Source organism: Propionispora hippei DSM 15287 (genome assembly GCF_900141835.1).
GTDB lineage: Bacteria > Bacillota > Negativicutes > Propionisporales > Propionisporaceae > Propionispora > Propionispora hippei.
This window is the reverse complement of sequence record NZ_FQZD01000006.1, coordinates 40,283-60,905: the sequence shown is the minus strand read 5'-3', so window position 1 is coordinate 60,905 and position 20,623 is coordinate 40,283. Positions and strand designations below refer to the sequence as shown.

Genomic DNA, 20,623 nt, shown 5'->3' with positions numbered 1-20,623 from the left:
CTTTTCGATTAGCTTTATTCTACTCTTTTTTCTGAGCGGCCGGCGCAACATGGGAAAACATGCGGATCACCCATAAAAGCACAATGGCCCCAACCGTACTGGATATGATGGACCCAATGGTGCCATAAGTGCTGATTCCCAAAAGATTAAATAAAAAGCCGCCAATAAAAGAACCAATCACACCGGTCACCAGATCGCCCCAGATACCGAAACCGCCGCCTTTGGCGATCATTCCGGCCAGCCAGCCGGATACCAGACCAATTACTAAAAACCAAATCATCGCTTTATCACCTCCTGATCCTAGTGTTGCACCAACCTTGAAAGCAGAAATTGCTGATGGCCAAAATTTTACCTCGCCATTATCTTTCCGTTTCAAAGTTGTTACAGCACTAGTATGGCTAATAAAGCAATATTTCATAAGTGAAAAACGAAAATTTTTCCAACAAGCCTCCTCCCATTCAGGTAGTCCGGCCGGCTATCCGGCTTAAATCCGTATGCTTATGCTGTATTCCTCCCCCCGTTTCACTGCATGGTCCAGTATATTTTTAAAACTCTTTTCCTCCTTTTTCTTCGCTATACAGACAAAAGCCGGTTTAGGCTGCTGTCTGATTTCTGCTTTGTAAATGCAAGGTACCGGTGCGATCATCGAAAACCTTCTTTCCATTTTTTTACATATATTCTCCAAATGGAAATAAATTCCTCTTCGCAAATTCCTTGCTTTTCAGACAGAAACAGCACTCTTTTTACAGCATATTCATAAACTACCATGTCTAAAATAAAGGCCCCTCCCTTCCGGGAGGGGCCTGACCATTGTCAGCTAGCCTTTTAACCTTCTTCCGCCAACTTGTCTTTTTTACTGGAGCTGATCACCTGTTCGGCAATGCGCTGCGGCAGTTCTTCATAATGAGAGAACTTCATGGTAAAACTGCCTCGCCCTTGTGTCAGTGACCGCAGATCCAGCGCATAACGAAAGACTTCGGCCAGCGGAACCTGGGCCCGGACGATGCCGAGACCCTTTCCGATGTTTTCCATTCCAAGTATCCGGCCGCGCTTGCTGTTAATATCACCAATAATATCGCCCATATCAGTTTCCGGTATTTCCACTTCCAGATTGTAGACCGGTTCCAACAGTACCGGTTTGGCCTGGAGCACTCCTTTGCGCAAGGCCAGGCTACTGGCAATCTTAAAAGCCATTTCCGACGAATCCACCGTATGATAGGAACCGTCAGTCAGAGTCACTTTTACGTCCACAAGAGGATAACCAGCCAGAACACCGCCCTGCAAAGCTTCCCTGACGCCTTTTTCCACCGCCGGTATATATTGGCGCGGCACGGCACCGCCAAAAATGGAATCGTGAAATTCAAAACCGGTCCCCGGCGCCAGCGGCTCGATCTGAAGCCAGACATGTCCGTACTGTCCGTGGCCACCGCTCTGTTTTTTATGCTTTCCTTCGATTTTCACCGAATTCCGGATGGTTTCCCGGTAAGGAATTTTGGGCGGCTGCAGTACTACATCCACACCGAATTTCCGCTTCAGCCGTTCCACCATAATATCAATATGCAGCTCGCCGATTCCGCTGACCACCAGTTGCACCGGATCGGTGGCCTTCTTCACGCTGAGCGTTGGGTCTTCATCCAGCAACCGGGCCAGCGCACCGCCGATTTTGTCCTCATCATTACGGTTTTTAGCCTCTAAACGCATGGAAAACATCGGCTGAGGATACTCAATCGGCAGGAATACTACCGGATTGTCCTTATCGCACAGGGTATCACCGGTCGCGGTATCCTGCAGCTTGGCAACCACCCCAATATCGCCCGCGCCGATAGCCCCCACTACCTCCTGGTGTTTGCCGCGAAGAGTAAAAACATTACCAATACGCTCGGTTTTTCCTTTCGAAGCATTGTATACGGCACTGTCCGGTTTGAGGGCACCGGAAAATACCCGGATATAGGTCAAACGGCCGACAAACGGATCTGCCGTCGTTTTGAATACAATAGCCGAAAAGGGATCCTGACTATTTCGCGTCACAGCCTCTCTGGTGACAGGATGATATCCTTCAGCCACCGCGGTTGTCGCCGCCGGCAGATAGTCCACAATGGCGTCAAGCAATGGCTGTACAGCGATATTTTTATAAGCAGAACCACATAAAACAGGGAAAATTTCCGCCCGGGCTATCCCCAGCAGCAGCCCCTTTCTGATTTCTTCCGCACTTAGTTCCTCCCCTTCCAGATACCGTTCCAGCAGTTCATCGTCAGCCTCCGCCGCACACTCAATAAGCTGCTGCCGGGCCTGCAGAGCCTGCTCCATGACCTCTTCCGGCACAACTTCTTCCCGTACCTGCGTTCCCGCCGGATTGGCCGAAAAAAAAGCTTTCATTGTCAGCAGGTCAACAACACCGCGAAAGGTCTCCTGTGAGCCTATCGGAATCTGCACAGGTACCGCCCGGTTACCAAAGGAAGCGCGAATTTGCTCCAAAACAGCAAAGAAATCAGCGTTTTCCCGGTCCATCTTGTTGACAAACAGCAAGGAAGGCTTATTCAAATCCTGGGCATACTGCCAAACCTTTTCGGTTTCCACTTCCACGCCCGATACGGCGCATACCACCATTAGAACGCTGTCGACAGCCCGTAAAGAACCTTTAACCTCCGATACAAAATCGGCATAGCCGGGCGTATCGACAAAATTGAGTTTGTGTTCTTTCCATTCACAGGGCGCCAACGCCGCACTGATCGTCACCTTGCGCTTCATTTCCTCCGGTTCAAAGTCTGTCGCCGTTGTACCGTCGTCTACCCTTCCCAGCCGGGTTACCGCGCCGCTGTCAAACAGAAAGGCCTCTACCAGAGATGTTTTGCCGGCACCGCCATGAGCCACAACTCCTACATTTCGTATTCTGTCGCCTTTATAATCCTTCATACTGAACCCCCTCCTCAAGATATTGGCAGTTCGCACCAAAGACATACACAAAGACTCACACAAACAAGCAATATTTTTCCATTTCTCCTTGTCGTTTAAATTTTCCTTCTTTTCAGTCTATTCATTGAAAATAAATTAAATAACCGCCCCATCCCGGAGCGGTTATAAGAAAAGAGCACGTATTTACGTAGTTTTGTAAAACAGCCGCATAATTTTGCGCAATGGTGCCGGAACTGTCATGATATATACCTTCAGCAGTTTCATCACACTCGCCTCCTAACCGTTGCATGGTTCACATGTAGTACATTGTATGTTGGGAACATACATTTTGTGACAACCAAGCCGGCAAGGATTTAACCAGGCAGCTCTGCTTCCGCCCTTGCAAGAACAAAGCATAAGTCGGACAGACGGTTTAGGACAATAGCCAACGACGTATTCACCGCCTCTTCCTTGGCCAGACGCAACACATTCCGTTCGGCCCGGCGGGTGGTCGTGCGGGCCAGGTCCAACGCGGCAGCACCTGTTGTACCGCCGGGAATGATGAAATGAGTGAGCGGCGGCAACTGCCCGTCAAACCGGTCAATGATTTCTTCCAAACGAGCTATCTTCTCCGCTGTAATATAGGCAGTCTCTCCGGTACTTGCCAGATCGGCCATGACCAGCATCAGCAGCTTTTGCAGTTCATAAACGGTTTCACATACCTGCCGGTTCCGGCAAGTAGCCCTGGCAAGTCCTAGGGCTGAAGTGATTTCATCCACCGAACCGTAAGCCTCGACCCGCAGACTGTCTTTATCGACCCTTTCTCCAGTCAAAAGGCCGGTCTTTCCCTGGTCGCCAGTTTTCGTATACACCTTCACAGCAGCTTCACCTCTAAAAAATTTCATCCTTCGTGAAGAAGATATTCATTTCCCGTTCGGCGCTTGCCGGGCTGTCCGAGCCATGAATGACATTTTTGGACATTTCGGTTGCATAGTCGCCCCGGATGGTTCCCGGCGCCGAATCTAAAGGATTGGTGGCTCCCATCATGGAACGGACCATCTTTACAGCGCTTTCACCCCGAATGACCATCGCTACGACAGGGCTGGAGGTGATAAAATCAACTAATTCACCGAAAAAGGGCTTTTCCCGGTGTTCATCATAATGCTTCTTTGCCTGTTCCTGGGAAACTTGCATCAATTTCATGGCGGCAACGGTAAGTCCCCGCCGTTCAAAGCGGGCGATAATTTCACCGCTGATGGAACGTTTAACTGCATCAGGTTTTAATAAGACCAACGTATTTTCTAGCATTCAGTGAGTCCCTCCTACGAATTTGACTACAAATATTTTTGTGCTTCTTGCGTATAATTAAGCGCAGACTGGTGAATGGCGGCAATCTCTTCTTCTGTCAGAGTACGCACCACCCGGCCAGGTGAACCCATTACCAAAGAGTTAGGTGGAATTTTCTTATGCTCGGTAACCAAAGCACCGGCTCCGATGATACAGTTCTCGCCAATTTCACAGTAGCTTAGCAGGATAGCGCCCATGCCGATCAAACAATTGTCACCGACCGTACAGCCATGGATGACCGCATTATGCCCGACGGTCACAAAATCACCGATCACGGCAGGGAAATCGTGCATGACATGAACGGTAGAGTTATCCTGAATGTTGGTATAGCGGCCAATTTTGATGGGATGAATATCACCGCGGAGAACAGTATTATACCAAATATTCGCATATTCGCCAAGAGTTACATCACCGATTATATAGGCTCCCGGTGCAACAAACACATTATCAGGCACCTGCGGGGACCGGCCCTGATAAGCGATTAACGCTTTCTGCCTCAATTCACATCACCATTTTCTTATACTGTGTTTCATCCAGCCGCGTTAGCACAGCCACCAGCAGACGCACTGCCGCTTCGTAATCTCCGCTGTGAATCACGCTGTTATGGCTGTGAAGGTAGCGGGTGGGTATGCTCAACACGAGACTGGGAACACCCTGACCGTGGATATGGATCCGTCCGGCATCGGTCCCGCCTCCTTCAGTAAATTCAAGCTGGTAGGGAATCTGATTTTGTTCAGCCGTTTCAATAACAAAATCCCGCAGCTTAGTATGAGGAATCATACTGGCATCATAAATGCTGATAGCCACTCCCTTGCCCAGCTTACTGGAGGCCTGGTCACTGGTTACGCCCGGCGTATCGCCCGCCACACAGGTGTCAATTGCCAAAGCAAGATCGGGATCAATGACACCTGAACTTGTCTTGGCGCCTCGCAGCCCCACTTCCTCCTGCACCGTACCGACACCGTACACCGTATTCGGATGCGATTCACGCTGCAAGGCCAGCAAAACATCACTCATAATGGCACACCCTACCCGGTTATCCCAGGCCTTGGCCAGCAAGAACTGAGGATTGGCCATGACGGTAAATTCGCTGTAAGGCACAACGGCGTCGCCGGGACGGACACCCAGTCGTCTGGCCTCTTCTTCATCAGCCGCGCCGATATCAATATACATATCTTTTTTCGGCACGATCTTTTTTCTTTCTTCCGGCGTCAATATATGAGGCGGTTTACTGCCAATCACACCGGGCAGATCGCCTTTAGACGTCAGCACGGTAACCCGCTGTCCCAGCATGACCTGCTCCCACCAGCCACCCAGTGTGGTAAACTTCAAGAAACCTTCTTTGGTAATATGTTTGATCATAAATCCGATTTCATCCATATGGCTGGCCAGCATAATCTTGGGCGCACCGGCTGTTCCCTGCTGTTTGAAGATAATGCTGCCGATTTTGTCATGCGATATTTCACTACAATCCTTCAGGCGGTCTGCCAGCAATTTTTTTACCCGTCCCTCAAAGCCGGAAACACCGGACACCTCGGCAAGCTGTTTTAACCAGGTTAATGTTTCGGTATTCAACGCCATCCCTCCTGTCTTCTGGAAAACTGCTGATTTAATGAGCACACCGGCACAACAAAAAAATGCTCTGCCGGCCAGAAAAAACAGCCGCAAAAATAGCAGCGTCTTTACAAGATTTTTTCGCCACAGTCAGGCGGAAAAGCCTCTGTCCTAATGTATGCTGGGAATAAATCAGTGTTCTCCTAAATCTTAGTGTGCAGCAAACCAGGCTTTCTATTCGCCGCCACACCATCATTATAGCGGGAGATGGGATTCATTGTCAAAAAGTATCGCTCCGCATTAGTAGGATTATAGGGCGTAGCACTAAAAAGGTCGGCGTACACGTTAGATTCCCGACGCTTGAGGTACTGGCACTAATAAGAACTCCACCGAAGCCGTTCAGTGGAGTTCTTTAAAAACAAATTACATGCGCTTAGCCAGTTCTTGGAGCCGTGCTATCCGATCTTTTGTACTTGGATGAGTACTGAATAGATTGGCTAGCAATCCTCGGGAACCGGAACTGAAAGGACTGACAATAAACATATGAGAGGTCGAAGGCGTCGCCTCCGGCATAAGCTTGCTGGCGGCATGATATTCCAGCTTTTCCAGTGCCCGGGCCAGCGCCAGCGGATTTCCCGCTATGGCGGCACCGGTTTCGTCAGCCAGATATTCCCGCGACCGCGAAACACCAAGCTGCAGTAAAGTAGCGGCTAATGGTGTTAATATAATGAGAATCAGGCCTTCCATGGCCCGGCCAAGCAGACTGCCTTCTTCACCATTGCGCCCGGCTCCCCAAAAAACCGCCCATTGAGCAATATGAGCAATAGCAGTGATCATGCCGGCCAAACTGGCAACGATCGAACTGACCAAAGTATCCCGGTTCCTGATATGGGCCAATTCATGAGCAATGACCCCTTCCAATTCCACCGGGTCCACCACTTTCAGCATTCCTGTGGTGACGGCAATTGCCGCCTGGCGCGGCTTGCGTCCGGTAGCGAAGGCATTGGGCGCATCGGTTTGGATAATATATACTTTCGGCATAGGCAGTTTGGCCTTTTGAGCCAGTGCGGCAACTATGCGGATTAAATCAGGAGATTCTTTGGCGGTAACCTCCTGCGCTCCATACATGCCGAGCACAATTCGGTCACTGAACCAATACGTAACAAAATTGATAACCATGGATATGACAAACATAACCGTCATGCCCTCACTGCCGCCGCACAAGCTTCCTATCGCCAGCAGCAGCCCTGTTAAACCGGCAAGCAGAACGGTTGTCCTGACGTTGTTCATATCAAAACCTCCAGGGATTGTAATAAAGGACCTGCTATCTTTGACAGATATTTTTGGCCATCACCCCCATATTTTGCACGCATTATCATTATATGTATTTTAGCGAAAATTAACAATAGTCAAATTATACGTTGTTTTCTATTTTTTCCTTAATGCAGCGCAACATATTCATACTGTTGTCACGGACTTTCTTTTTCAAAATGGGATTTAAGAGTCCGGCTATCATGGGAATGCCAAAATCAAAATCAACCGTTAATCTGATCTCAGTTCCATTCGCCAGCGGCAACAGCCGCCATTCGCCTTCAAACTTTTTCAAATCCCCCGCAAGTTGTTTATAGACAATATGCATGTCAGCATCGTCAAAAAGATCCAATTCGCGCCACTTGATGATACGCCCGTCCACATTGGACACCCAATCACTGACGGTACTGCCGGCCGTGCGCTCCACCACCGTAACACTGAGCAGATCGGGCATGAATTCGGGATACTTTTCCATATCCTTAATAAAAGGATACGCCACGACCGGTTCACACTGAACCGGCAAAGAAACTTCGACATAAGGCATGTCAAATCCTCCTAAAGTTCATCTAACAAATCCACAGCGGCAGTCAATGCTGCCGCAAGCGCTTCAATTACCTGGTCAATCACCGCCAGCGGCAGGTTCAACGGCGGCTCCAGACGGATGACCTTCGGGTTGTTAAGGGTATAGGCAACCAAAATTCCCCGGGAAATCAATTCCGCCATGACCACCCCGCCCAACCCCTCCTGGGCCAGTTCCAGACCAAGCATAAGTCCGATACCCCGGACCTCCTTAATGACGGTAGGATACTGGTGTTGCAAATCAGTCAGTCGGCGAAGAAAATATGTTCCTGCCTCCGCCGCCCGTTCAGCCAGCCCTTCTTCCTGCAATACCCGGATGGTCTCTTGTCCGGCAACGCAGGCCAGCGGATTACCGCCAAAGGTGGACGTATGCAAAAAAGGACTGGCAATCAGTTTTTCCCAAAACGGCGGCCTGGCAATAAACGCTCCGATGGGCATCACCCCTCCACCCAAGGCTTTGGCCAGTGTCAGAATATCCGGTACAACACCGGCATGGTCCACTGCAAACATTTTGCCCGTCCGGCCCAGCCCGGTCTGCACCTCATCACAAATCATCACGGCCTGGTGAGCATCACATAAAGCCCGGATGGCGCGCAGATAATCGGGCGACGGTACGATAATCCCGCCTTCTCCCTGAACAGGTTCGACAATCACAGCCGCCGTCGCCTTGTCTACCGCCTGCTCCATCGCAGCCACATCACCATAAGGCACATGTACAAAGCCTTCCAGCAACGGACGAAAAGGCTCGCAGAAAACTGCCCGCCCGGTGGCGCTTAAAGCACCGAAGGTCTTGCCATGAAAGGCGTTAACCGTTGATACTACCTTGACTCGTCCCGTATGCAGCCGCGCCAGCTTCAAAGCTCCTTCCACGGCCTCGGCACCGCTGTTGCCAAAAAAGCTAAACTGCAGATCTCCCGGCGTAATGGCGGCCAACAAAGCAGCCAGGTCGGCCATCTCTTTATTGAACAGCACCTTGCCTGACAAAGGCATTTTGTCCAGTTGACGTTTCACGGCAGCCACTACCCGTGGATGGCGGTGCCCCAAACTGAACACCCCGTAGCCGCCAAGACAATCAATATATTCTTTACCGTTGCTATCGGTTATACGATAGCCTTGCGCTTCCCATTCCACAGCATTCAGCCCCATAAAACGAAACAGCCTGGCCAAAGCCGGATTAACAAATTGCTCGTACTGATCGATAGTTTGACTGACCACAATATCAGTATCCATAACGACCTCCGCTTGTCTCATAATGGTATATATTCCTATTTATACATGGAATGTCCACTTTTTATGCATATTTTTCCTGTACGCTACAGAAAAAACAAAAAGGACACCTTATAGAAAACTATAAAGCATCCTTACGTAACCGTATGACAACCGCCAGAAACAAAAAAAGGCTTTCCAGCCGGTTTTTACTAAATGGTGCGGTAGACTGGATTTGAACCAGCACGGAGTTGCCCCCGCCAGCCCCTCAAGCTGGTGCGTCTGCCGTTCCGCCACTACCGCGCAACTATGGATAGGACGTTCTTCGCTCCCGCTCAGAACCAAGCGGTTCACCCATGTTCTTACCTCAACTATCGGTTCAGAGTAACATGGTTCACAGCTTAAATGGTGCGGTCGAGTGGATTTGAACCACCACGAGGTTGCCCCCACTAGCTCCTGAGGCTAGCGCGTCTGCCGTTCCGCCACGACCGCATCTATCTGTTCACTGCAGCTTTCTGAACTGTTTGTTCAGTTGTTAGCTACATTTGATATTCTAGCATACATAACATAGCTTTGCAAGAGGAAATTTAGTTTTTTTTAAAAAAATTATTTAAGTTCTTTCTAAAATCCTTTAACCCGGCACAACACTTGACATTCCCGCTCTTTCGTAGGATACTAAAATTAAAGGAGGCGATCACCGTGGCTATTTCCATTTTACGGAATCAGTCCTCAGGCTTGGATAAACCGAAACTATCTGCCGAACAATTGCAGCGTATAAATAACAGTCTGAACCAGCCGGCTGCCGATACCATGACCGACGACGCATCCGCGACGCCCGCTTATATCGTGGAATTGAGCAATACGGCTTTACAACAGGCTTCGACAAACCAGGTACAAACCGCCCAGGCGGGAGACATAACGCGGGATTCAACCAACACCGACACCAGCTACCAGGACTCCCCAGCTTATATTGTTGAATTGAGCGCGACGGCCCTTGCCTTGCAAAAGCAGCGCCTAAGCCCGGAACAGGATCAAACCAAATCAATCAGTAAAACATTAATTGCCCAGTTATAAGCAACGGTCCGGCTACTTCCAGCGGACACCTGATAAGCATTCCCCCCATATGGCCAATAATGAAAAAAGACTGTCGGCCAGGCATTTTGCCTGCCGACAGTCTTTTTTGTCATTATCGGAATCCCCATTGCCAGGCGTTCCACAAAGCTCCCGCCGGACCAGGTTTATAGTTTGCTATATTTTTTCTCACCGCCGCCAGTTGTGTGTGAAAATACAGCGGCAAAACAGGATATTCCTGATTGATGATCTCCTGAATGCGAAAATACGCTTGCTTTCGGGTTTCCAGATCCGGCGTCCTGACCGCCTGTTCAGTCAGCCCGTCTACTTCCGGGTTCCGCCATCCCGGATAGTTTCTACCGGCGTAGCCGTTGTTCCAGCCTGGTATATGCCTGGAATTCCATAGGTCGCTATTATCGGGATCACTGCCGGCAGCCCAGGCATACAGCGCCATATCGAAGCGCCTGTTTTTTAATGTGTTGTTAAAAAACGTCTCTTTTTCCACCGCCAGCGGACGAGCTTCTATTCCCACTTCCTTTAATTGCTGCACAAGCAATTGGGCCACAGCTTCCCTGGTTTTGTCATTCTGGGGATACGCCAGTGTGAAGGACAGTCTTACGCCATTTTTAGCGTAAATTCCGTCCGGTCCCGTCACCCAGCCGGCCTGGTCCAACAAACCCCTCGCCGCGTTAACATTTCGGCCGGCCACCGTCACCGAAGGATTATAGGCCCAGGAAACCGGCGGCTGATCACCGGCGGCCGGCACCGCGGCATTTTTCAACACCGTAGCGACAATAGCCTGGCGGTCAACACCGGCAACGATGGCCTGACGCACCTGCACTTCCTGAAACAGCGGCTTGTCCAGGTTAAAATCCGCATGTTCCCAAATCGAGTTGGGCGTGGTCACCACATTGACATTATCCAGTGATCTTGCCTGATCAAGCTGGGACAAGTCCAAGTTGGAAGCAATATCAATTTCCCCCGCTTTCAGTTGTGTCAACAGCAAGTTCATTTCAGGCACCACTTTATATTCAATACTGTCCAGCACGGGCTTCCCCCGGAAAAATTGTGGATTGGCTTCCAGAATGATCGCTTCGGCCATACGCCATTCCTTTAGTTTGAATGGCCCGGTTCCGATCGGCGAACGATTAAAGGCTGCCTTGTTGATATCCGGGACGTTTTCCAGAATATGCTTCGGCAAGATAACGGAAAATAACGTCAGATAAGGAGCGTAAAACTCCCGAAAATGGACAACCACCGTAGTAGCGTCCGGGGTGTCGATAGACGCGATTTTATCATAGCCTCCACGGGATATAACATTGGCCTTGGGGTTCATAATAAGCTGCCAGGTAAATTTTACGTCCTGGGCTGTAAAGGCCGCTCCGTCATGCCAGACCACGCCGGGGCGCAACCGATACGTCACGGTAAGGCCGTCACGGCTGACTCCGCCGTTTTGCAGATTGGGAACATCCAAAGCCAGGTCCGGCATCCACTCACCTTTATCATTGGCACGAAGCAGCCCGTTAAACAGCAAGCTGCTGACCTCGGATACCGATAAAAGATCCGATAGCAGAGGATTAAGCAGACTTGGCTCCTGCAGACTCCCGTAAACCAGTTGTCCTCCCTGTCTAAGCTCCTTTTTACTTTCTTCCGGTTTTTTATCGGCCGACGGCGAAAAACGTCCGCAGCCGGTTATCGCCAGCACGACGATTAAAGCCAGCAAAAACCACTTGCCCCGTCGCAAACAGCCCACCTCATTCCTATTAAATAACATAGCCTAATCATTATATTACTGATCGCAAGGCCCCGGTACTCCGCCAACTTTGAAACTGAAAAATGATGGCGAAATTCTGACCGTCAGCAATTTCCGCTTTCAAGGTTAGTGAAGTACCAGGCTCAGTCTTTATACAGCGCCTGATAGCGAGCCTTACTGTCCAGGGTTTTTTTTACATATTCCCGGGTTTCCCGAAAGGGAATTGCCTCGATCCGGTTAAAATCCGGCGGCCATTGCTGCTCCGCCATCCATTGCTTCACATTGCCCCTCCCGCCGTTATAGGCAGCCAGCATGAGGTACTCGTTATTGCCGAATTCCTTTTGCAGAGAAGCCAAATACCAGGTCCCCAGCCGGATGCTTACCTCCGGCTGTTCCAACTGGGTTACACTAAAATCCTGGGCGTCAATCTGCTGGGCAACCCAGTCTGCCGTTTCCGGCATCATCTGCATAAGTCCCATAGCCCCCTTATGAGAGCGGGCCTTTGCAAAAAACTTACTTTCGCTGCGAATCACGGCAGCCACCAAAAAAGGGTCCACATTGTTTTTCAGTGCGTACTTATACACGATATCCTGATAGGGAAAAGGATAAACAAACTTTTTTTGAAACCAGTCGCTGTTATACAAGGCATATCCGCCTGCGGCCATTACAAGCGCGCCAATTACCAGGACTCTCATCCAGGCCATTATACGCAAAACCATCACTCCGTTACTATGTAGGAACCGCTACTTCATTGAACGGTTCCTTAGCTTTTTTTACAAAATATGTAGCAGGCTAAAAAAACATGTTCCCTTTCTATATAGCAGTTACCTTATTTTGCAATCTGCGCCAGGCATCGCTTACCTGTTTTTCCAGTTCTTCAAGGCCGGCGTTATTATCAATAACCAGATCGGCATAACCGACTTTTTCCTCCAGGCTCATTTGCGACTGAATCCGCTGCAACGCCTGTTCCCGTGACAGTATATTCCTCTCCATAAGCCGGTTTAGCTGCACGTCCGGCCGGACATAGACCACCCATACTTCATCGACAAATTCACGCCAGCCGGCTTCAATCAATAGCGGAATATCCAGCACGAGCAGCCGGCAGTCTTCTTCCCTAGCCAGTTGCATCTGTCGAAATATCTCCTGCCTGATAGCCGGATGAGTGAGCGCGTCCAGCCAGTTCCGCAAAGCCGGCTCGGCAAAAATTTTCCCGCCGAGCATTCCCCTGTTGAGCGAACCGTCCTGCAGCAGAATTTCCTGACCAAAACGCTCCACAATAGCCTGCCAGGCTGGACTGCCAGCAGCAACCGCGCTGCGGGCAACCACATCGGCATCAATAAGACGGGCGCCCATCTTGGACAGCAACGCACTGACGGTGCTCTTGCCGCTGGCGATGCCGCCTGTTAATCCGACACAATACATGGCGTCCCCCCTCACTTGATCTGGCAACGGGAGCAATAGTGCGTACCCCGTCCGGCAACCACAATCTTACTGATCGGTGTGCCACAAACACAGCAGGGCTCATTGTGACGGCCGTATACCCGCAGGTGCTTTTGGTGCTCCCCGCGCTGCCCGTTACCGTCGCGGTAATCCCGGAAACTGGTTCCTCCATCGGCGATGCCTTCGGCGATGACCTGATTCACTGCCGCGTATAACGCCTTGCATTCTTTCCCCGTCAATTGGGCCGCACTTTTTTCCGGATGAATTCCAGCCAGGGCTAAACTTTCATCGGCATAAATATTTCCTAAACCACTGACCAACGTCTGATCAAGCAACAGCGGCTTAATCTTGCCCTGCCGCTTTTTAAGCCGGTCACTGAAATACGCCTCGGTAAACTCGGCGGTCAGAGGTTCCGGCCCCATATGCTGCAACCCGGAAATCCGCCACAGTTCACTTTCCTTCATTAAGTACAGTGTGCCAAGCGTGCGGGTATCGGCATATTGCAGCGTGTCCCTGTTATCAAAGGTGAATAGAATACGGGTGTACTTGTCCCGTTCCACGCCAGCCTGTATAAAGTAAAGGCGCCCGGTCATCCGCAAGTGAACAACCAGAACAAAGTCATCCTCCAGATAAAACAACAAATATTTACCGCGCCGCCCCAACTTTGTAATGCGTTTTCCCGTCAAGATGGCCTGAAATTCCCCCGGACTGGGCCATTTGATCAGGCGCGGCAACAAAAGGTCGACCTCTTTGATTACACGTTCAGTTACTTTATCCGCCAAATTCCGGCGAATTGTCTCTACCTCCGGTAACTCAGGCATGTCCGTATCCTCCGTCGCATCATTCTACACCATATTATTTAGCCGCCGCCCAGGTCTTTCCTGTTTTAACCTCCACCGTCATAGGCACCAGCAAGTTCACAGCCTGCTCCATGGCCAGTTTGACCAGGCGAGTCACCGGCTCAACCTCTTGTTCTACCACTTCTAAGAGCAGTTCGTCATGTACCTGCAGCAATATCCGTGAAGTGAGGTTTGCTTTCCTGAGCTCCCGATACACATCAATCATAGCCTTTTTAATAATATCCGCCGCTGTACCCTGAATAGGCGTATTCATCGCTGTCCGTTCAGCAAAAGAACGTTGATTGAAGTTGCTGCTGTTGATTTCCGGCAAATAGCGACGCCGGTCGAACATGGTGGTGACATAACCGTTTTGCCGGGCGAAACCGATGATCGCATCAATGAATTCCTTTACACCGTGATAACGGGCAAAATAGCTTTCAATATATTGGCCGGCTTCCTTGCGGCTGACCCCGATATCGCGGGACAGGCCATAATCGCTGATTCCATATACAATGCCGAAATTGACCGCTTTGGCCCGCGAACGCATTTCAGCCGTAACCTCACTCATGGCAACCCCGAATACCTCTGCGGCTGTCCGGGTATGGATATCCTGCTCGTGAATGAAGGCTTCAATCAGTCCATTGTCTTTTGACATATGGGCCAGAATACGCAGCTCAATCTGCGAATAGTCGGCAGACATAATGTAATCGTAACCCTCGCCGGGCACAAAAAGTTCCCTGATTTTTCTTCCCTCTTCCGAACGGACGGGTATATTCTGCAAATTGGGCTCGGAACTGCTTAGGCGACCGGTGGCGGTCACCGTCTGGTTAAAGGTGGTATGAATCCGCCGGGTAACCGGATGAATCAGGGGCAGCAATCCGTCCAGATAGGTCGATTTTAGTTTGATTAACATCCGGTACTCCAGGATAATACCGATCAGCGGGTGGCTGCCAGCCAGCTTTTCCAGCACTTCGGCATCGGTAGAATAACCGGTTTTCGTCTTTTTAATAACCGGCAGTTTCAGTTTCTCAAATAGCAGTACTCCCAGTTGTTTAGTGGAATTAACATTAAACGGTTCCCCGGCCAGTTGGTAAATTTCCGCTAATAACTCGTCGATCCGTACAGAAAGTCCCTCGGACATGCCGAGCAGCGAGGCGCGATTCACGGTAATGCCGTAGTTTTCCATGGAAGACAGCACACGTACCAACGGCAGTTCAATCTCCCGGTACAAGTTCTCCAGCTTGGCGTCCTGCAGGGCGGCATACAGCACCGGCTGCAGCCGGGCAATAGTCTCAACCGACCAAAGAGCTGCCGCTGTCCTGTCCTTGTACTGATCCGGGTGCAATGCGGCATAGCCGGACAGATATTTTTCCACCAGCTTGTTCAGCGGATATTCCACCGCTGTAGGATCAAGCAGATAGGCCATCAGCAAAATATCGGTTTGAATTTCACCGCAGGCAAGCTCTGTGCCGTAGCAGGCATTATAGGTAATTTTAGCGTCATAGGTGGTCTTTTCCAGCCGGCCATCCTTGAGCAGCTCCGCCACACCGGACCAGGCGTCACTGCCGGCGGAGATGTAGACAGCTTCTTTACCGTCCCACAAAGCCAGGCCGTTGAACGATATCGCCGGTAGCAGGCCCTCTGTAACCGGATAAAATATCAGCCGTCCCTGGCGGCGGACAGCCGCCGTCAGCTCTTGCGCCGCTTCCTGTGTCTCGATGTACCGGGCTTCGATGCGGACCGGCTCTGCTTCCGGTTCGCCGGCAGCACTGCCAAACATCGCCGGTAAACGCTGCAGCAGACTTTTGAATTCAAAATGGGCAAATAACTCTTTTAGTTTCTCCGTATCAGGCGCATAGCCGTATTGGTCCAGCGAAAAAGCCAGCGGCATATCACAGACAATGGTCGCCAGCTTTTTGGACATAATTGCCATGTCACGGTAGGTCCGCAGGTTTTCCTGCAATTTTTTCCCTGCCACTTGATCGATATTGTCCAAGAGGTTTTCCACCGATCCAAACTCACTGACCAGCTTGAGCGCCGTCTTTTCACCAATCCCCGGAACGCCGGGAATATTATCCGAAGTATCCCCCATCAGCCCTTTAACATCAATAAACTGGCTTGAGGCAATACCGTATTTTTCCCGAAAGGTCTCTTCCGTAACATTCTCCATATCGGAAATACCTTTTTTCGTCAGTAAAACCCTGCTATAGGGACCGATCAATTGCAGCGCATCCCGGTCGCCGGTCACAATGGTAACCTGGCAGCCGGCCTGTACGGCCTGTACGCTTAAGGTCCCGATGATATCGTCTGCCTCATAGCCGGCTTCTTCCAGCACCTGAATCCCTAAAGCCGCCAATACCTCTTTTACCAGCGGAAACTGTTCGGACAGTTCGCCTGGTGTAGCCTTGCGGTGACCTTTATATTCCGCATAGGTTTCGTTGCGGAAGGTGATTCTACCTTTATCAAAGGCAACAGCAATGGCATCGGGCTCTAAGTCTGCCAACAGCTTAAGCAGCATGGTGGTAAAGCCATATACGGCGTTTGTATATTGTCCCGCTGCGTTGGAAAGCGGGGGTAAGGCATAAAAAGCACGGTGAATCAGGCTGCTTCCGTCAATAATCATAAACTCTGGAGACATCGGTATCCCCTCACAATATTAATAGTTTAGCTTCTCCCTTATTGTGAGTTTTTAAACTAACGGGATGATCCATAACGAGTAATTTTTGCGCCATACGCGGCAACATTTTACAGGAATAGTGGTCCCCATTTCAAAAAATGTTAACGAAGTATGGCACAAAAAGCACCGTCAGGGAGCATCTCAGCTAGTTTGAAAACACACCTTGAAAGACAGAATACTCATGGTAAAAAACTCCTGCCAGTAAAATACCAGCAGGAGTCATTACTACCCAAAATTATACAGCACTGTATCCGCTCCGTCAACAGACAAAGTGATGTGACGGCAAGAATTCTTTCCATTATCCTTAACTGAGAGCAGGTACTCTTCATGGCGTCAAGGCCGCCGCCGTGCCAGGCTGATAGGCCGTCACCTCCACCGTACCTGTCGGCTGATCCCAGTATACATACACCGGCAAAACCTGACTGATCTTATTAATTGGAATATACGGCCGGCCATGAAGCAGCGTAACTGGCAACGCATTGCCCCGATATCCAAAGCGGTCACCCTCGTGCTGATAGCCGGCTTGAAGTCCCAATCCCTCAAACAAGGAGGTCAGCGGCACCGCCAACACGCCATCTACCACCTCCATTTCATTGGTGATCAACACACCGTTTACCACCAGACTGAAGGTGTTATAATACCATTCTCCCTGTGCCAGCCATTGGCGGCCGCCGAACAGCAGCCCGATGTCCTCTGGCGACGCATACAGCACATTACCTCTGACCAGTCCTTTGACCGCTTGCTGCCCCACCTGAATCAGCCCGGCCTGCCCATCCCAGCGAATGTCGGTTTTCACGGCGCTAGCCACCGGCCAGACCGGAATATATACAGCTCCGTCCAGTTCGATCGCCTTTTCCCGCAGCGTTCTACCATTCACATGCATACCATATATTTTCCCTAGCTGCATCTTCCATTCTTCATTATTTTGCAGCGCCCTGACCACCAGATTCTCATCAACCAAACCGCTGATTCCCAGTTCTCCCAGCTTAGCGCCTACCTCCGCTGCACTTAGCGAATTCCTATGGTATATATCCGGATAAATTCCGATAAATGCTTTGCCGCCATCGAGCCTTATCTTTAACCGCTCGTAGGTAATAGAGACCGGCGTGCCCAGTTTTACCCGGTCAAACAGCTCTTCCGCATCACTTTCGTACATTCTGATGCAGCCGTTGGAAATACTGCCGCCAATCGACCAGGGCGCATTGGTGCCATGTATGCCATAGGTTCCGTACAAGCCCAGCCAGCGATATCCCAGAGGATTATGCGGTCCCGAAGGAACGGCAGGGTCGCCGTTGGTCGGTATCCAAACCGGATTAACTTCCTTATCGGTAATAGAAAAGTCCCCGAGCGGTGTCGGCGTTGACTCTTTTCCCACGGCAATCCGGTACTCCTTGGCCAGATTTTCTCCCTCATACAGTTCCAGGGTCCGGCTGGGAATGTTAATGATAATCGCCGCTTCGCCAGACTGGCCCCGGCACTCACTGCCTGCGTAAAATATCACTAACCAGAGGACTGCCAGCCACAGGACCGGCCTCATCTTTTGCAAGCTGAACACACCTATCCCTTCTTCATGTAAATTTCCCAAACAATAAACTAGTATGAAGGAAGCGCCGGACCTATGACAGAAATCTCCTTTCCCGCTCGCCAGAGTTCTTTCAACCTAACAGGAAAATCCATGGCAAGTAATTTTTGTGCCAGGCGAAACAGCATATTACAGGGAATAATCGCTCTTGCTTCAAGGGTATAAAAAGTGTCGCCGGGAGGACTTCTCGGATAGTTTGAAAACACGCCCCAGGGCTCAAAAGGTATGGTAAGACTAAGAAATCGCCAATTATATTCATCCTGCGCCTCCTGACGGGAGGCTCATTAAATCAGCAGTTTCCTAATATTTTTACAAAATTAAAGGATTTTGATCATTCATGTAGAATCCCTTTTTAAAATGGAATATTTTCCAAACTTTTACAGGGAGGTTGTCATTTTTATGAATATTATTATCTTATCGCCGGATTTTTCACATAACGTATACCAATTCTGTCTTTACCTGCGGAATTTAGGGGTTCACGTCCTGGGCATCGGGGATACGGCCTATGATCAATTGTCACAGTCCCTTACCGGAGCACTGACTGAATACTATAAGGTAGATAATCTGGCTAACTACGACGAGGTGCTGCGGGCTGCCGGCTATTTTACCCACAAATATGGGAAGATCAACCGGATTGAAAATATCAATCCCCGTCTTTTCTTTACCGAAGCGGCACTCCGCACCGATTTTCATGTACCGGGAGTCAATCTGGATGCACTGGACCTTCATGCCAGCTATACGGGCATGAAAAAACTCTGCCGGAAGGCCCGTGTCAATACGCTGGTTAGTGACGCGCTTTTGTCCCGCGAAGAAGCTGCTGAATATGCGAAAAAAACCGGTTACCCGGTCATAGCCAAGCCTGATTCATTTATTTCACAGGCCCCCTGCACCATTCTGCAGAATGAAGAGGAGCTAAACGCCTGGCTGGACAAGCTGCCGAACTATGCAACCTATGTTCTGGCCCCTCATACGAAAAAAGCCTATTATTCATTTGACGGCCTGCTGGACGCGTCGGGTGCTCCCGCGTTTACCGCAGCCCATGTATCGGCAGGACAGTCAGCCTTTTATTCACTGCGGGACATTCCGGAAGATTTGGCAAAGACTGCCGCTAAACTGCTTGCCGCCACCAATGCTGCCGGCCGCTTCTTTCATATCCGGTTTAGCCGGAATGAAAAGAATAAGCTTTTCGTCGAAGAATTACTGCTATTTCCGGGCAATGGCTTTATGCCGGACATCTTCAACTTCGCCAATGACATCAATGTCTACCAGGAGTGGGCTAATATGGTGCAGGGCGACCAGTTTAGCAGTGACATCACACGAAAATTCCACTGCGCCTATATCGCGAGAAGCGCCGGTAAAGACTACGCCCACAAAGAAGAAGAGATCCGCGCCGCCTACGACCGGCTGCTTGTCGCCACTTTTCCTCAGTGCGGCACAGAGCATCAAGCTGGCAGTTCCGTTTTTCTGGCCCGGTCGGAAGACCAGGAAGAGCTGCTCGCTTTGATTGAATTTTTGCAGGCCGAATAAAATAGCAATCGTCTCATCTCACCAGACGAAACATAAAACAGGCCACCGCTCCCAATCAGGAGCAGTGGCCTGTTTTGCATTAAACGGCAAGGCCATCCGATTGTATCCATTTAAACGCTTTATCGGCAGAAAAATCGCTTATACCGTTTTCGAGCAGCAGATCGGCTTTAAAAAAGCAACTATGCAACGCCGAAAGATTCCCTGACGGAACAGCAATGCAGGACATGCCGGCCCGTTGGGCAGCCATAACTCCATAAGGCGAGTCTTCCAGCACCAGGCAATGCTCCGGCGCCACCGCCAACCGTCTGGCCGTCTCCAGGAATACGTCCGGTTCAGGCTTGGATTTACCAACCTTCTCAGAAGAAATAACGAGATCAAAATAGTCACCAATCCGGGCTGCAGCCAATATATCTTCAATAATTTCCGGTGATGAGCCGGAGGCTAACGCCAAAGGATAACAACAGGCCTTCAACTTTTTTACCAGCTTGAACATTTCCGGAAACACGACCGTATTCCGTTTGGCAAAGTCCAGATAATATTCATTGCTCTTTGCTACTATTGCATCAATGGATGCCTGAATGTGATATTTCTCCTTAAACACTTCGAGAACTTCCTTTACCCCCATACCGTAATACTGCCGGTTCATCTTAGCTGTATAACCGGTCACGCCATGCTCTTCCAGGATCTTTTTAAACGCCTCAAAATAGTTGGGTTCACTGTCAATCAAGGTTCCGTCCAGGTCAAAGATAACAGCTTTGAATTCTCTCTTTTTCCTGCTATCTTTCTTTTCTTTTATACAATGCACTGTCATCCTCCTCGTATCTTTCCCCCCGCTCTCTGTCTAA

18 protein-coding genes and 2 tRNA genes are annotated in these 20,623 nt (G+C 50.1%); 2 read left to right on the top strand and 18 right to left on the bottom strand.

The window, feature by feature from the left end:
• Positions 1 to 19: 19 nt before the first annotated feature.
• The 11 genes from F3H20_RS03550 to F3H20_RS03500 all read right to left on the bottom strand — a co-directional run bounded on the left by F3H20_RS03550 (position 20) and on the right by F3H20_RS03500 (position 9,381).
• Complete coding sequence (locus tag F3H20_RS03550) at positions 20 to 280, bottom strand: GlsB/YeaQ/YmgE family stress response membrane protein (protein ID WP_091744041.1); 261 nt, start codon at positions 278 to 280, stop codon at positions 20 to 22.
• 545 nt (positions 281 to 825) lie between these two features.
• Entirely contained in the window at positions 826 to 2,913 is a 2,088-nt protein-coding gene (gene fusA, locus F3H20_RS03545; protein WP_149733596.1) for an elongation factor G, read from the bottom strand.
• A gap of 353 nt (positions 2,914 to 3,266) precedes the next feature.
• Positions 3,267 to 3,770 (bottom strand): cob(I)yrinic acid a,c-diamide adenosyltransferase, encoded by a 504-nt coding sequence (locus tag F3H20_RS03540; RefSeq protein ID WP_149733595.1) that lies wholly within the window; start codon positions 3,768 to 3,770, stop codon positions 3,267 to 3,269.
• 13 nt (positions 3,771 to 3,783) lie between these two features.
• Entirely contained in the window at positions 3,784 to 4,200 is a 417-nt protein-coding gene (ndk, locus tag F3H20_RS03535; protein WP_149733594.1) for a nucleoside-diphosphate kinase, read from the bottom strand.
• Between the two features lie 26 nt (positions 4,201 to 4,226).
• Positions 4,227 to 4,739 carry a gamma carbonic anhydrase family protein gene (locus F3H20_RS03530; protein ID WP_149733593.1) on the bottom strand — a complete coding sequence of 171 codons (513 nt, stop codon included), beginning with the start codon at positions 4,737 to 4,739 and terminating at the stop codon, positions 4,227 to 4,229.
• 1 nt (position 4,740) lies between these two features.
• Positions 4,741 to 5,814, bottom strand: a complete 1,074-nt coding sequence (locus tag F3H20_RS03525) for a M42 family metallopeptidase (RefSeq protein ID WP_223191590.1) — start codon at positions 5,812 to 5,814, stop codon at positions 4,741 to 4,743.
• 402 nt (positions 5,815 to 6,216) lie between these two features.
• Positions 6,217 to 7,083: a zinc metalloprotease HtpX gene (locus tag F3H20_RS03520; protein ID WP_149733591.1), complete on the bottom strand. Its 867-nt coding sequence runs from the start codon at positions 7,081 to 7,083 to the stop codon at positions 6,217 to 6,219.
• 124 nt (positions 7,084 to 7,207) lie between these two features.
• Positions 7,208 to 7,648, bottom strand: coding sequence for a type II toxin-antitoxin system RatA family toxin (locus F3H20_RS03515; protein ID WP_149733590.1), 441 nt, complete (start codon positions 7,646 to 7,648; stop codon positions 7,208 to 7,210).
• Positions 7,649 to 7,659: 11 nt separating this feature from the next.
• The gene (locus F3H20_RS03510) at positions 7,660 to 8,913 is read right to left on the bottom strand and encodes an aspartate aminotransferase family protein (protein WP_149733589.1); all 1,254 of its coding nucleotides are present in this window, start codon (positions 8,911 to 8,913) and stop codon (positions 7,660 to 7,662) included.
• A 193-nt stretch (positions 8,914 to 9,106) separates the two neighbouring features.
• Positions 9,107 to 9,192, bottom strand: a tRNA-Leu gene (locus F3H20_RS03505).
• Between the two features lie 103 nt (positions 9,193 to 9,295).
• Positions 9,296 to 9,381, bottom strand: a tRNA-Leu gene (locus F3H20_RS03500).
• A 207-nt stretch (positions 9,382 to 9,588) separates the two neighbouring features.
• On the opposite strand from F3H20_RS03500, the gene F3H20_RS03495 reads away from it, so the two are divergent.
• Entirely contained in the window at positions 9,589 to 9,963 is a 375-nt protein-coding gene (locus tag F3H20_RS03495; protein WP_149733588.1) for a hypothetical protein, read from the top strand.
• A 112-nt stretch (positions 9,964 to 10,075) separates the two neighbouring features.
• On the opposite strand, the gene F3H20_RS03490 is transcribed toward F3H20_RS03495, so the two are convergent.
• From F3H20_RS03490 to F3H20_RS03465, 6 genes are all read right to left on the bottom strand, one after another.
• A complete protein-coding gene (locus F3H20_RS03490; protein ID WP_223191589.1) occupies positions 10,076 to 11,704 on the bottom strand; it encodes a peptide ABC transporter substrate-binding protein in 1,629 nt (542 codons plus the stop codon).
• A 152-nt stretch (positions 11,705 to 11,856) separates the two neighbouring features.
• Positions 11,857 to 12,417, bottom strand: coding sequence for a lytic transglycosylase domain-containing protein (locus F3H20_RS03485; RefSeq protein ID WP_449421255.1), 561 nt, complete (start codon positions 12,415 to 12,417; stop codon positions 11,857 to 11,859).
• 109 nt (positions 12,418 to 12,526) lie between these two features.
• Positions 12,527 to 13,135: a dephospho-CoA kinase gene (gene coaE, locus F3H20_RS03480; protein ID WP_149733585.1), complete on the bottom strand. Its 609-nt coding sequence runs from the start codon at positions 13,133 to 13,135 to the stop codon at positions 12,527 to 12,529.
• 11 nt (positions 13,136 to 13,146) lie between these two features.
• Complete coding sequence (gene mutM, locus F3H20_RS03475) at positions 13,147 to 13,974, bottom strand: DNA-formamidopyrimidine glycosylase (RefSeq protein WP_149733584.1); 828 nt, start codon at positions 13,972 to 13,974, stop codon at positions 13,147 to 13,149.
• Positions 13,975 to 14,008: 34 nt separating this feature from the next.
• The gene (gene polA / locus F3H20_RS03470) at positions 14,009 to 16,630 is read right to left on the bottom strand and encodes a DNA polymerase I (RefSeq protein ID WP_149733583.1); all 2,622 of its coding nucleotides are present in this window, start codon (positions 16,628 to 16,630) and stop codon (positions 14,009 to 14,011) included.
• A gap of 364 nt (positions 16,631 to 16,994) precedes the next feature.
• Positions 16,995 to 18,224 carry a L,D-transpeptidase gene (locus F3H20_RS03465; protein ID WP_149733582.1) on the bottom strand — a complete coding sequence of 410 codons (1,230 nt, stop codon included), beginning with the start codon at positions 18,222 to 18,224 and terminating at the stop codon, positions 16,995 to 16,997.
• 426 nt (positions 18,225 to 18,650) lie between these two features.
• On the opposite strand from F3H20_RS03465, the gene F3H20_RS03460 reads away from it, so the two are divergent.
• Positions 18,651 to 19,778, top strand: coding sequence for a hypothetical protein (locus F3H20_RS03460; RefSeq protein WP_149733581.1), 1,128 nt, complete (start codon positions 18,651 to 18,653; stop codon positions 19,776 to 19,778).
• Between the two features lie 79 nt (positions 19,779 to 19,857).
• Here the strand turns inward: F3H20_RS03460 and F3H20_RS03455 are convergent, their stop codons facing one another.
• On the bottom strand, positions 19,858 to 20,583 hold the full coding sequence (locus F3H20_RS03455) for an HAD family hydrolase (RefSeq protein WP_223191587.1): 726 nt from the start codon (positions 20,581 to 20,583) through the stop codon (positions 19,858 to 19,860).
• Between the last annotated feature and the right edge of the window lie 40 nt (positions 20,584 to 20,623).